At 57.6% G+C, this 12,496-nt stretch carries 11 protein-coding genes; 6 read left to right on the plus strand and 5 right to left on the minus strand.

Going from position 1 to position 12,496, the window contains the following annotated elements; translation table 11 throughout:
* Window positions 1-34: 34 nt before the first annotated feature.
* Together J8G15_RS10030 and J8G15_RS10035 are read right to left on the minus strand one after the other, a co-directional pair.
* Window positions 35-1,069 carry a glycosyltransferase family 2 protein gene (locus tag J8G15_RS10030; RefSeq protein ID WP_210547324.1) on the minus strand — a complete coding sequence of 345 codons (1,035 nt, stop codon included), beginning with the start codon at window positions 1,067-1,069 and terminating at the stop codon, window positions 35-37.
* A gap of 1,409 nt (window positions 1,070-2,478) precedes the next feature.
* The gene (locus tag J8G15_RS10035; RefSeq protein ID WP_210547325.1) at window positions 2,479-3,381 is read right to left on the minus strand and encodes a LysR family transcriptional regulator; all 903 of its coding nucleotides are present in this window, start codon (window positions 3,379-3,381) and stop codon (window positions 2,479-2,481) included.
* 104 nt (window positions 3,382-3,485) lie between these two features.
* Here J8G15_RS10035 and J8G15_RS10040 point away from each other — a divergent pair, with 104 nt between their 5' ends.
* From J8G15_RS10040 to J8G15_RS10050, 3 genes are all read left to right on the plus strand, one after another.
* Complete coding sequence (locus J8G15_RS10040) at window positions 3,486-4,262, plus strand: SDR family NAD(P)-dependent oxidoreductase (protein ID WP_210547326.1); 777 nt, start codon at window positions 3,486-3,488, stop codon at window positions 4,260-4,262.
* A 105-nt stretch (window positions 4,263-4,367) separates the two neighbouring features.
* Window positions 4,368-5,327 carry a TAXI family TRAP transporter solute-binding subunit gene (locus J8G15_RS10045; RefSeq protein WP_210547327.1) on the plus strand — a complete coding sequence of 320 codons (960 nt, stop codon included), beginning with the start codon at window positions 4,368-4,370 and terminating at the stop codon, window positions 5,325-5,327.
* 82 nt (window positions 5,328-5,409) lie between these two features.
* Window positions 5,410-7,182: a TRAP transporter fused permease subunit gene (locus J8G15_RS10050; RefSeq protein WP_210547328.1), complete on the plus strand. Its 1,773-nt coding sequence runs from the start codon at window positions 5,410-5,412 to the stop codon at window positions 7,180-7,182.
* Between the two features lie 127 nt (window positions 7,183-7,309).
* Here J8G15_RS10050 and J8G15_RS10055 read toward each other — a convergent pair whose 3' ends face one another.
* Complete coding sequence (locus J8G15_RS10055; protein ID WP_210547329.1) at window positions 7,310-8,536, minus strand: glycerophosphodiester phosphodiesterase family protein; 1,227 nt, start codon at window positions 8,534-8,536, stop codon at window positions 7,310-7,312.
* 250 nt (window positions 8,537-8,786) lie between these two features.
* Here J8G15_RS10055 and J8G15_RS10060 point away from each other — a divergent pair, with 250 nt between their 5' ends.
* Entirely contained in the window at window positions 8,787-9,077 is a 291-nt protein-coding gene (locus J8G15_RS10060) for a hypothetical protein (protein WP_210547330.1), read from the plus strand.
* Window positions 9,078-9,098: 21 nt separating this feature from the next.
* Here J8G15_RS10060 and J8G15_RS10065 read toward each other — a convergent pair whose 3' ends face one another.
* A complete protein-coding gene (locus J8G15_RS10065) occupies window positions 9,099-10,343 on the minus strand; it encodes an MFS transporter (protein ID WP_210547331.1) in 1,245 nt (414 codons plus the stop codon).
* A gap of 237 nt (window positions 10,344-10,580) precedes the next feature.
* Here J8G15_RS10065 and J8G15_RS10070 point away from each other — a divergent pair, with 237 nt between their 5' ends.
* Both J8G15_RS10070 and J8G15_RS10075 read left to right on the plus strand, forming a co-directional pair.
* Window positions 10,581-10,826, plus strand: coding sequence for a hypothetical protein (locus J8G15_RS10070; protein WP_210547332.1), 246 nt, complete (start codon window positions 10,581-10,583; stop codon window positions 10,824-10,826).
* A 92-nt stretch (window positions 10,827-10,918) separates the two neighbouring features.
* Window positions 10,919-11,425: a C40 family peptidase gene (locus J8G15_RS10075; protein ID WP_210547333.1), complete on the plus strand. Its 507-nt coding sequence runs from the start codon at window positions 10,919-10,921 to the stop codon at window positions 11,423-11,425.
* A gap of 21 nt (window positions 11,426-11,446) precedes the next feature.
* On the opposite strand, the gene J8G15_RS10080 is transcribed toward J8G15_RS10075, so the two are convergent.
* Complete coding sequence (locus J8G15_RS10080; RefSeq protein ID WP_210547334.1) at window positions 11,447-12,457, minus strand: zinc-binding alcohol dehydrogenase family protein; 1,011 nt, start codon at window positions 12,455-12,457, stop codon at window positions 11,447-11,449.
* Window positions 12,458-12,496 lie beyond the last annotated feature (39 nt).

Genomic DNA, 12,496 nt, shown 5'->3' on the forward strand with positions numbered 1-12,496 from the left:
ACCCAGGATGGCCCCTAGTGCCATCCACACAAGGTTAATTCGATACGATATGAATTTTGGGTTCGGCACGCGCGGTAGTACAGGAAGATGTCGCAGGAGTCTCAATGACGTCAAGGATGACGTACAGGGGGCGTTGTTTCGTTTCAAAATACGTTTTTCCGACATATTCACCGACCAGACCGATGGACAGCAGTTGGATACCGCACATAAAGGTGATCACGGCGATAAGTGAGGGGTATCCCCCAATGGGGTCACCGAAAACCAGTGTTTTAAGCACTACGTATAGACCGAACGAAATGCCAATTAGCGCGGCCAGCAAACCTGCTGCGGTCGCCCACCTCAGTGGCGCCACGGAAAATGAGGTGATGCCTTCAAGCGCCGGCCCAAAAAGGCTCAGTACATTCCACTTGGTGGTACCCGCCGCACGGGCCTCCCGGTCATACTCAATCACATGGGTCGGAAAACCCACCCAGGCGAACAGTCCTTTCATGTATCGATTTCTCTCAGGTAGTCGTTGCAAAGCATTGACCGCACGCCTGCTCATCAACCGAAAGTCGCCTGTATCTTCAGGAATGGCGACGCTACTTATGCGATTCAGCAAGCGATAGAAAAGATGCGCGCTTAACTGTTTCCCCCATGTCTCTCCAGTGCGGGAACGTCGCTTCATATAAACAATATCGGATCCGTCGTGAAACGCGGCCAGCATTTGTGAGATGAGTTCTGGCGGATCTTGTAAATCTGCATCCAAAATGACTACTGCATCACCGCTGGTTTGATCCAGTCCGGCCGTCAACGCGGCTTCCTTGCCGAAATTTCGACTCAGACGGACAAGTTTCACGACCGAGCTACTGATAGCCAACTCACGCAGGTCGTGTTCGCTGCCATCCCGACTACCGTCATCAACTAGAACGATTTCATAGCTAATTTCCAGCTTATCCAATACGCTCCTCAATCGGCGATATAGCAAGGGAAGTACCGCGCGTTCATTGAAAAAAGGGACCACGATTGACAGGGCAACGTGGTTTGAATGTGTTGGCGTAGGACGCCACCCGTTCATTGAGGAGCTCATCAAACACCTTCGGGAAAAAGTACCAGTTTCGAAAACGGAAACCAGATCTATAGATGCCAAAAAATTGATAGAAGCGAATCACGATTGATCAATCGAAGATTTTTCGTCCAGCCTCAGAGCATGGGCGCGACGAAAAACACCGTCTGCGCCAACCAACCACCGAGGAATTCCCGCACCAAGACCTTCAGGAATCAGGCGTGGACTGTCGGGCGGAATTGGTGGATAGGCCCGGAGGAGCGGCCTACGAACTATCTAAGTAATGTGGGAAAGAGCTAGCTTTCTGGAGACTGGAAAGCCAAGAACCTAGGAACTAAGCCTGGGCGGACGACGGGGCCCTTCGAGATTGACGCCTGGGCTAAAAGTTCCTACGTCCATTCGAGGTGTCACGGACCCGATAGGTGCCAGCGCGACGCTAACGAGCATCAAAAACCCTATTGAGTTCAGTTCACCATCGGCATGTACATGCTTGGACGCTCCACTTGTCTCATCTATGTGAAGTGACTGGTCGCCATGATGATGGTCGCCCCCTTGAACGTGAATTATCAAGTTCGCCAATTCAATAACTTGCCCGGCCTTGCTCATCGGCGTAAGCACTGACAAGAAGGGCCATGAAATGGCTGCCAGCAGAATGATTGCGACAAGTCGACGGTGCATAGTTGAACGACTTTGGCTGATCAACGGTGCGCGCGGCAGTGGCGGCAAGCTGACAGAGGGCCAACACCCAAAAAATTGATGAATTGCACGAGGCTCGGGTTCCCGAAAGTTTGTTTAAGCCAACGCTAAAAAGCTTGGAGCATTCATCCTCTCACTAGGCCCGTCATTTTCTGCCGGAAGTCCAACGGCGACACCTAGTGCGGCTTTTGCAAGTTTGATATTCATGATTCTGGGTGCGTCTCCACTGCGTGTCGTCTCGTCGGGCTTCTATGACTGTTTTGCCGTTTGCCAGAACTATAGGAAGAGAACCCGTCAGGCCCATGACGGCTGGATTACAAATTTGTCAGAATGATCGACGCATTTGCCGAGGCAGCCTTTCATAGTCAATATGTCGCCTGGATGGGTGCGTGCTCACAAATGGAGATTGGCGCCATTGCGTCATTTAGTCAGCTGTGGTTGTGGCGCTGACGTCCATTGCGGTCCAAAGTCGGGGGGGGGGGACGTGGCTTTTCGCTTCCAGTTGCACTGAAATGTGTGTGCAACTGCCAAGTGGCAATACCTCCATCGTCCCGGAAACCCACTCCAAAGGTTAGGAAACCGGCTGCCCAGTAGAGACAGAATTCAATACTCCAAACGGCCCATTCGCGACCGACTCTGATTGGTTCAACAGCGGTCGGCCCGGTGCCATGGTCAACTGACCGCTGTTCCACATTGGAAACATCCAACGGTGCGTAGAGAACTGATTGCTATGGTTGCTATTGGCAATAGTCGGCCACAACGCCTGTCAGCCAGTCCATGACCACGCGGACGCGTTTGGAAAGATTGCGGCGGTTCGCATAAAGCAGCACGAGGGGCATGGGTTTCGCCCGCAAGTCGGGCAACACCTCGACGAGATCGCCAGATTGAAAATGTGTTTTGACGGCCACCAGCGGGACCTGAATGATGCCCAGGCCCGCCAGGCAGGCTGCTTCAAACCCACCAGCGTTGTTCACCGTCACGGCCCCTGCCATGGGCAAACTGGTGTCCTTGCCATCAAGCTGGTATTCAAACCCGCCGGACCGGGCGCCCAGCGTGTTGACGAAGTGCACTAACTGGTGATGCGCCAGATCAGCCAGACCGATCGGCGTGCCATTCGCCTCCAAATAGGCGGGGCTGGCACAGTTCACCATATGCAAAGGCCCCATGGGGCGCGCCACCAGACTGGTGTCCGTCACACTGCCGGCCCTCAACACGCAGTCAAACCCTTCTCGGACCAAGTCCACCCGACGCTCAGTGCTGCTCAGCTCAATCTCCAGTTGCGGATGAAGTCGCAGCAGGGAGGGCAAACGGGGAATTACCGCATGGCGGGCCAGCCCGGTGGACATGTCCAGTCGGACCCGACCACGAAGAGGCTGTGCGCCGGGCGATTGAAACATGGTTTGTAGCTCATCCATGTCGGCCAGCAAGTCCTTGCAGCGCGCGTAAAACGCCTGTCCGTCCTGCGTGGTCGAGACCCGACGAGTGGTGCGGTGCAGCAGGCGGGCTCCCACTTCCTCCTCCAGTTGCCTCACCGCCGTGGACACCGTGGCTTTGGGCCAGCCCAAGGCCTCGGCTGCCTGGGTAAAGCTGGCCAACTCCGCCACCCGGGTGAAGGCCTGCATGCGCTCGATTGGATTCATTGTTCAATTATTACAAACAATCAAATCAAATTTTTGCACTTTATCCCACCAAAGAAAGTCAATAAGATTCATCCATCTTCTAACCTACAAACAAGAGAGACCCCATGACCACAAGCCACCCACTCCCCATCCCCATTGCCCTGATCACCGGCGGCAGCCGTGGACTGGGAAAGAATACCGCGCTGCACCTGGCAAAACAAGGGGTGGATGTGATCCTGACCTACCGCGACCATGCGCAAGCCGCGCAGGCCGTGGTCGCAGAGATCACCGCGCTGGGACGCCACGCAGTGGCTTTGCCGCTGGATGTGGCCAACTCGCCGGGCTTTGCCAACTTTGGCGAGCAGGTTCGCGATGCGTTGGCGAAAAACTGGCAACGCCGCGACTTCAACTATCTGGTGAACAACGCCGGAACCGGGGTGAACGCCAGCCTGATGGACACCACCGAGGCCCAGTTCGACACGCTGATGAACGGACACCTGAAAGGCGTCTTTTTTCTGACCCAAACCTTGCTGCCGCTGATGGCGGATGGCGGTCGCATTGTGAACGTATCCACCGGGCTCACCCGCTTTGCACTGCCCGGATTTGCCGCCTATGCGGCCATGAAAGGCGCGGTGGAGGTGCTGACCCGCTACATGGCCAAGGAACTGGGACCGCGCGGCATTGCCGTCAATGTGGTCGCCCCCGGCGCGATAGAAACCGACTTTGGCGGTGGCGCCGTGCGCGACAACGCACAGATGAACGCTTTTCTAAGCGGCCAAACCGCGCTGGGTCGGGTCGGACAACCTGACGACATTGGCGGCGTGATTGCATCGCTGCTGTCCGAGCCCAACCGCTGGATCAACGCGCAACGCATCGAAGCCTCGGGCGGCATGTTTTTATAGCGTGCAGACAGGGTTTTCCACCACGGCGTCGCATTTGTGGCAATGCATAATCTTTCCATGCCTTGAGCGACCTCAAGACAACCTCGTTCAAATCATGGAGACACTATGCAAACATCATTCAAAGTGCTGGCCTTGGCCGCCGCCGTCAGCCTGTTGAGCGCGTTGCCCGCGCAGGCGCAAACCCGCGTTACGTTCAAATCCGCCAAAACGGGCTCGTCCTATTACCAAATGGGCGTTCAGATTGCCGAGGCCATGAAGGCCGGCACCAAGGGCGCCATCGTCGTGACGCTGGAAGAAAGCCAGGGCTCAACACAGAACGTGATGGAGGTGCGGGCACGCGGCGCCGACTACGTTTTCACCACACCACCCGCACTGGTTGACATGGCGCAGGGCGCCAAAGGTCCATTCAAAGACAAGGGCGACGCCAAATTTTCCAACATCCGCGCCCTGTTTCCCATTCCATCGCTGACCATGCACTTTGTCGCGCGCAGCGACCGGGGCATCAACAGCATGGCCGACCTGGCAGGAAAAACACTGTTGCTGGGCAAAGGCTCCTTTGGTTCCACCGAGGGCGAGAAATACCTCAAACTGTTTGGGCTGGAAGGTAAAGTGACGCTGGCCAACGGCGAACTGTCCAACGCCGTGCCTGCACTGAAAAACGGCCAGATCGACGCTTTTGTGACAGCCGGCTCCTGGCCTGCGCCCAATGTCATTGAAGCCTCGGCATCAACCCCCATCACGCTGCTGTCCCTGAGTGACGAGCAAATTGCCGCCACCGAGCGCGACAGCTTGACCATTCCCGCAGGCACTTACACCGGTCAAAAAACAGCGGTCAAAACAACGTCCTTGCCCGTGGTGGCCTACAGCACCACCGCCATGAGCGACGACACGGCCTACACCCTCACCAAAACCTATTGGGACCAAAAATCCGCCATGAGCTCGGGCGCTGCCTGGTGGACCGGTGTGGATCAGTCACTGATGGCCACCATCACCGGCAAGCTGCACCCGGGCGCCGTGCGCTATTACAAGGAAGCCGGCTTCAAGCTGACCGCGGCGCAACAGTAAAAATCCTGCGGCGTGCCTGACGGTTCCCAGCACGGGAGCCTGGGCACGCTGTTTTTTGCCCTTTCACTTCACGAGCTTCCTGATGGAAACCACATCCTTTCGCCCCGCTTGGGCTGCCTGGGGCGCCTTGAGCGTCTTTTTTCACCTAGGGCTGATCTTCTACGGTCTGGTTCCCAACTTGGTGAGTCGCCCGCTGCACATGGCGCTGGCGTTGCCGTGGATTTTTATCTTTGCCGCCAAAAACCGCTTTGCTCGTCTTTCCGGCTGGGGGTTCACGCTGATTGGACTGGCGTGCTGCCTGTGGGTGGCCCTGTCGCAAGAGGCTCTCGGTGATCAATATGGATTTTTGGAAGGCCCACTGCAGTTAAGCATCGCGGTAGCACTGCTGACCGTGGTGATGGAAGGTGCACGCCGTGCCATCGGCTGGCCATTGCCGTTGATGGCGCTGCTCACGCTGCTTTACGGCCTGTTTGGCCAGCACCTGCCGGGTGAGTTTGGCCACTCTGGCACGCCGCTGAATAGCTTTCTGGGCACACTGACCATCGCCGAAGGCGGCATCTGGGGCAGCCTGACGGGCACCTCGGTAGGCGTGGTGGCCATTTTTGTCATCTTTGGTGCGGTACTGAACGCGGGCGAGGCCGGCCAAGGCTTCATGAACATTGCCGCAGCAGCAGCCGGTCGTCTCACGGGCGGCGCCGCCAAAGTTTCCGTCATTTCCTCCGCCCTGTTCGGGTCCATCTCGGGATCGGCGTCGGCCAACGTGGCGTCGACTGGCGCCATCACCCTGCCCGCCATGGTGAAACTGGGCTACCCAAAACGTCTGGCCGCTGCCGTGGAGGCTGTGGCGTCATCGGGTGGGCAAATCATGCCGCCGCTCATGGGGGCCGGAGCCTTTGTGATGGTGGAGCTGACTGGCGTGCCCTACACCGGCATCATGGCTGCTGCCATTCTGCCGGCCGTGCTGTATTTTGTGACGGTGTGGATTGGCATCAACGCCTACAGCCGGCGCCATGACCTGAAAGGCATTGCGGCCGAAGACAAACCCCTGATGCGTGACGTGCTGATCACCTCGTCTTTCTTTTTGGTGCCATTTTCTGTGCTGATGTGGGGCATGTTTGTGGTGGAGTACACGCCGGAGTACTCGGCCTGTTTGGCCATCATTGCCGGGGCACTGATGCTGGTCATCGACGCCCGCCTGAGCATCAACCTGAAGAGAACGCTGAAACGCTTTGAAGCCGCCTTGGTGGCGGCCGGTTCGCAAGTGGCCATGATTGCCGCCATTATTTTGTGCGCCACGATCATCATTGGCGTGCTGTCCATCACCGGGCTGGGCGTCAAGATCACGTCCGTGATTCTGTCCGGCTCGGGTGGCCTCTTGTGGCCCTCACTGGGTCTGACGGCCTTGGCCTGCCTGGTACTGGGCATGGAGGTGCCCACCACGGCGGCCTATGTGATTTGTGTCTCTGTAGCCGGCCCAGCGCTCATCCAACTCGGATTGGAGCCTTTGCAGGCGCATTTGTTTGTGTTCTGGTTTGCACTCATCTCGACCATCACGCCACCGGTGTGCGGTGCCGTGTACATCGCCGCCGGCATGGTGCAGGAAAACTGGCTCAAGGTGGCGTTTACCTCCATGGCCTTGGGCGTGGGTTTGTACATCGTGCCGCTGGGCATGATTGCCAACCCGGCCCTGCTGGAACTTACCACCCATCCGGTGTCGGCCCTGTTTGCGTTTGCCCGCATGACCCTAGGACTGGGCCTGATCTCTTACGGCTTGATTGCGCCCTCTCGCCTTCCCATCAAGGTCGGTCAACTGTCGCTGGGCCTGGTCATCATCTTCGGCAACATCTACTTTTAATGAAAGCAAGGGGTCCACCCACGGTGGACCCCTTGCTTTAAAACGCTGCGTTATTCATAGCTGATTGCGCAGCATACAGAAGGGCTAGAGCCACTTACTCCATATACAAGTAACTCCAGCCGCGCCATCACAATCCCATGCAGTTGGCGTAATAGGTTACGGTAGCGGGCCAGTCAGAGAAGATGCCCATGATGCCGACGTCTTTGGCCAGCACGTCCAGTACCTGCATCACATCGCCTTCGCGCTTAAAGACGGGGTTCACGGTCTGGTAATACCAGCCGCCTTTGCCGCTGGCCACAGGGCCGGCGCGCTCCAAGCTCCAAGCAATGATGCCCAAGCCAGCTTGCTTGGCATTCTTGGCGTAGGTGGATGCGGCAAATTGACCGTCTTTGGCTTCCAGCAAAGCAAAGATGGGTGGCGCGACGATTTGAATGCCAGCTTGCTTATAGCCTTGCAGCGTTGCCAGCGAAGGCAAGTCAGCCGGTTTGTCCGCCCCATCCAGAAACACGGCTTGTTGACCAAAGGCGGCTTCGTTCTTCACCCAGTACAGAATGTCGTCTTTGCTGAAGGATTGCGCAAACACCTGGCTAGCGGAGACGCCGGCGGCCTTGTATTCGTCAATCATCTTTTGCGCATACTGCGTCTGGCTGAAGCCGTCAAACGGCATAGTCACGCTGGCGGCTTTTAACTCAGGCGTCATCTTCACGCCCAGTTTTTTGAACAGCGCAATGCTGTCCTGGTGCGTCATTAACGTGCCGCTGGTGGGGCCGCTGTACAGGTCGGTGCGCCAGGCGGCGGTGCCGCCCATGAACTCGTCCGCCGTGGCGGCTTTGGGGTTGGATGCATCCATCTTGCCGCGCAGAGTTTTAAACTCAGCCAAGGTGATATCGCTGGTGCGGCACTCGGCGCTGGCCGGGGTGTTTTTCTCAGCGTTAAAAGGAGTGAACGGCTTGGTGCACTTGGCGGCCAAGGGTGTGGCCAGAATGTTGGTGGTTGTGTGCAAGTCGTTTTGCGCGTGACGGCAGACCAACTCCTTGTCTTTGGTGAAAGTGACGTCGCATTCCACAATGTCCGCGCCCATGCGAACTGCCGCCTCGTAGGACTCTTTGGTGTGCTCGGGGAACATCATGGCAGCCCCTCGGTGACCGATCGAAAAACTGGTCTTGGTAAACGGCCCGTTGCTGCAGCTCTGCAGCTTCGCCTTGAGCGGCCCCTCGCTCATATCCTCCACCAAAAAGAAGGGCCGCGGCCCCAGCTGCGCCTGGGTCATGGTCGGCGGGCTTTGCGCCAGGGAAGGCAGACTGCAGGCGAGCAGCACCGCGGATAGCGTGACGGAGAAGGACAAGGGACGCATCAAATAAAGCTCCTGGTGGTACTGGGGTTCAACCCAGCTAAAAATGGCTATCGTATTCACTTTCGGTGACGCAATGGTGACACGCCATGTCAGCCCACGCGCAACTTTTTATGGGCATGACACTGCCCATGACCCCTTTTTGCGTGCCTCCAAAAGCGGCTCTCTCTAGCGAGATGTGCCTATAAGAAATCGTCCTTCGACACAGTTTGTAAGTTTGAAGTCAGTAAAACGTATAATGCTGCACTGCAACATGTCCACATCCAATCCATCCCTGCAAACCGGACTTGAAGATCTTCTTGGAGATTTGAAGTTTGCCCGTCGAAGTGACGATTTGGGTCGGCTTGCCTTGCTCGCCTACTGTGAGGTTCGGCGCTGGGCACGGGTGGCAGGAGAGCCGGCGTTGGCGCAACACTCCATGGATTTGTTCAACCAACATCCCCATACCAACCGCGAAACCTTCATCACCGAAGTCGACGCCCTGATTGCTGAGTTGACTCAAGCCGGACAGCGCGTCAGCGGCAACAACCCGCTCTCCCAATAGGCCCTCCGCCCCGCCCTCGACTTAAGACGCCTGCTTGCCCGAACCAGATTGCTGGTGATGCCTGAGGTGCAATACCGCCATGCACAAAGAGCCAATCTGCAACAGGGCACAAAAGTAGAACGGTGCCCCGATGCGCCAATCCCCTTGAGGCAGATGCGACACCATGGCCAACAAGGGCGCCGCCACCATGGGCGCAAAAACAGCGGTGAGACTCGTGAGTGAGTTGACGGCGCCCAGCGTCTGGCCTTGGCTGCGGCTGTCGGCGGCCGACGAGATCAGGCTGTTAACCGATGCCGCCACCGTACCTCCCAACAAATTGACCCCAATGATGGCAAACATCATCCAGCCCTGTGTGGCAGCACCCCACATCGCGTAGGCGGTCGCAGATGAGATTAAACCCAAAATGGCCAGTTTCTGTGGCTTAAACCATTGGAGCAACCGTCCCATTAAGAAACCCTGAACCACCACCGACACCACGCCAACCGCCGCCAGCGACCAGCCATTTTCCAGCGGACCCCAGCCGAATTTGAAGGTGGTGTAGAGCACCCAACTGGTGTACAGAACAAACTGCGCCAAGCCGCTGAAGGCCACCACGCCCACCAAAGCGCCCACGCCTTTGAGTTGACCCAAGGAACGCAGGGCGGTCACAGGGTGTGCCGCTCGCCATGAAAATGGCTTGCGCTGGCTCAGCGGCAACGACTCAGGCAACACAAAATAGCCATACAACAGATTGGCCATGGCCAGTGCACCGGCTGCAAAAAAGGGCAGACGCAGGCTCACCGCCCCCAGCAAGCCGCCCATGACGGGCCCGATGATGAAACCGACCCCCATCATGGCGCCCAGCAAACCAAAACGCTTGGCGCGCAGCTCGGGCGCGGTAATGTCAGCCACATAAGCGTTGGCAATCGCAGCGTTGGCTTGCATCGCGCCACCCAGCGTGCGCACCAACACCAAACCCCATAAAGTGGGCGTCAGTGCCGTGCCAAAAAAGCTCAAGCCCAGGCCCAGAAAGCCCAGCAACAACACGGGTCGACGACCAAACCGGTCAGACAAGGCTCCCAGCACGGGCGAGGCCAGAAAATTGGCAATACCAAAACTGAACGCCACCAGACCGTACCAGTACGCCTGATCCGCCGGATTGTCGGAAAACTGCCCGACCAACGCGGGCAACACAGGAATGATCAAGCCAATCGCCAGCATGTCGATCAACACGGTGAGCATGATGAAAGGCATGGCCGCATCGCGAGAACGCAGAGGTTGATACATGGGGTTCCTGATTGAAAAAGGGCCGCCTATTTGACCAGAGACCCGCGGGCGCAACAGAACGGCTGAACCACCCCGCTCAAAAATGTAATTGATGCCAGCATCTTGCATGGTGCTTGCACTGGAAAAACCCAGCAAATTTACAAAGCAATGTCTGCCTTAGCAAGGGTGATGCCGCGCTGCCACCGGCATCCACCAGTGTTATCGCTTGCTCGCCCAGTAAACCGTTTAGGATGCCCCATGAATGAAATCCAACAGTTAGAGTCCCTTGGCCTGACCCTACCCAGAACGGCTTATCTGGCAGGCGCTATTCTGTTCGGAATTCTGGGCTATGTGGCCTTCCGCCGGGGTCGGAAAAATGCGCTCCCAGCACTCACCTGGTCGGGCCTGGCCTTGATGCTCTACCCCTATGGCGTTTCACAGACTTGGCTCTTGTGGGTCTTGGGTAGTGCGCTTAGTGTGTGGGTTTACGTCAGATGGAACTAACGGGATGATTTCGCAATCCCACTGAAAACCCTCGACTTGACGCAAGGCGTGACCTGTGTTTTATTGAAAGCCATCATGACCCGATTGTTGCCATGACCCTTGATAAGCCCTTTGGCATAACCACTGTGATCCTGGCCGCCGCCCTACTGAGCGCTTGCGGCACCGCCCCCCCGCGCTACAGCGCATTGCCCGATTACAGCAGTGTCGATGTGCCCTCGCGGGTGTCGCCAGAGCAATCCACCGACGTCACTATTTACGCCATGGGTCTCGTCGGCACGCCTTACCGTTATGGCGGCAACACGCCCGACTCGGGATTTGACTGCAGTGGCCTGATTGGCCATGTGTATCGTGCCCGCGCGGGCGTGCAGCCGCCGCGCACCGTCGCCCAGTTGCAAGACTGGGGTCAATCGGTTCCCAACAACAGCATCCGCACCGGCGACTTGGTCCTGTTTTCCCCACGCAACCAAGCCACTCACGCGGGCATCTACGTGGGCAATGGCCGGTTTGTTCACGCCCCGTCCACGGGTGGCGTGGTCCGGCTGGACCGGTTGGATTCCAGCTACTGGTCCCGCCAGCAAATTGCCTTTCGCCGGCCCTGAGCCAACTTCACACCAAACGCCTCAGAAGCCTTCAACGACGATCTTGCCCTTTGCTTGTCCCGTCTCAATCTGCGCATGGGCGGCGCGCAGATTGGCAGCATTGATCGGGCTCAACACTTGGTCCAAGGTGGTTCTGATGCGCCCAGCGTCAATTTCACCAGCCACATAGCTCAACAGCTTGAGCTGTTCGATCATGTCCGGCGTTTGGTGCATGGCGCGGGCAAACATGAATTCCCAATGCAGGCTGGCCGACTTCATCTTCATGCCCTCCATCGGCATGGGCTTGTCGGTGTCGTCGATGGTGACAATGCCGCCTTGCGGACGAATCAGCTCCACCGCGGCGTCCCAATGGGTCATGTCATTGAAGATGGCGATGTGGTCCACATGCTGGAACCCCAGCGCGCGCACCTGCTCCACCATGGGTTGACGGTGATTGACGACATAGTCTGCCCCCAGCGCCTTGACACATGCCTCTGTTTCGGGGCGCAACGCCGTGGCAATGACCACCAGACCCGCCCCCTTAGCCAGCTGAATGCCAATGGAGTCCACCCCACCGCCGGCCCCAATGATCAGCACCGACTCGCCCTTGTTGGCGCCATTGCGGTCAATGCCCAAGCGGTCAAAGAAGGCCTCATAGGCGGTGATAGTGGTCAGCGGCAGTGCGGCCGCTTCGGCAAAGCTGAGCGACTTGGGTTTGCCTCCGACAATGCGCTCGTCCACCAGTTGGAACTGTGCATTGGAACCCGAGCGCGTGATGTCACCTGCGTAATACACCTCATCACCGACCTTGAAAAAGGTCACGTCCGGGCCGACCGCTTCAACCACGCCGCTGGCATCCCAACCCAGCACACGGGGCGTTTTTTCCACCGTGTCTTTGGGACTGCGCACTTTGGTATCGACCGGGTTGATCGACACGGCTTTGACCGCGACCAGAAGGTCACGACCCAAGGCAGTTGGCGTGGGCAAGTTCACATCCAAAAAGGCGTTGGGATTGGAGACGGGCAGGTAATGGGTCAGGGCGACGGCTTTCATGGACTTCTTTCTTTGTAGAGGTGCTGGCAGAGGTTGGCC

It is taken from the genome of Rhodoferax sp. PAMC 29310, assembly GCF_017948265.1.
Classification (GTDB): domain Bacteria; phylum Pseudomonadota; class Gammaproteobacteria; order Burkholderiales; family Burkholderiaceae_C; genus Rhodoferax.

Bases quoted from the DNA above. Each gene is read 5' to 3' on its own strand.
- J8G15_RS10030 (WP_210547324.1), bottom strand. From the start codon at position 1,069: ATGAGCTCCTCAATGAACGGGTGGCGTCCTACGCCAACACATTCAAAC.
- J8G15_RS10035 (WP_210547325.1), bottom strand. From the start codon at position 3,381: ATGAATCCAATCGAGCGCATGCAGGCCTTCACCCGGGTGGCGGAGTTG.
- J8G15_RS10040 (WP_210547326.1), top strand. From the start codon at position 3,486: ATGACCACAAGCCACCCACTCCCCATCCCCATTGCCCTGATCACCGGC.
- J8G15_RS10045 (WP_210547327.1), top strand. From the start codon at position 4,368: ATGCAAACATCATTCAAAGTGCTGGCCTTGGCCGCCGCCGTCAGCCTG.
- J8G15_RS10050 (WP_210547328.1), top strand. From the start codon at position 5,410: ATGGAAACCACATCCTTTCGCCCCGCTTGGGCTGCCTGGGGCGCCTTG.
- J8G15_RS10055 (WP_210547329.1), bottom strand. From the start codon at position 8,536: ATGCGTCCCTTGTCCTTCTCCGTCACGCTATCCGCGGTGCTGCTCGCC.
- J8G15_RS10060 (WP_210547330.1), top strand. From the start codon at position 8,787: ATGTCCACATCCAATCCATCCCTGCAAACCGGACTTGAAGATCTTCTT.
- J8G15_RS10065 (WP_210547331.1), bottom strand. From the start codon at position 10,343: ATGTATCAACCTCTGCGTTCTCGCGATGCGGCCATGCCTTTCATCATG.
- J8G15_RS10070 (WP_210547332.1), top strand. From the start codon at position 10,581: ATGAATGAAATCCAACAGTTAGAGTCCCTTGGCCTGACCCTACCCAGA.
- J8G15_RS10075 (WP_210547333.1), top strand. From the start codon at position 10,919: ATGACCCTTGATAAGCCCTTTGGCATAACCACTGTGATCCTGGCCGCC.
- J8G15_RS10080 (WP_210547334.1), bottom strand. From the start codon at position 12,457: ATGAAAGCCGTCGCCCTGACCCATTACCTGCCCGTCTCCAATCCCAAC.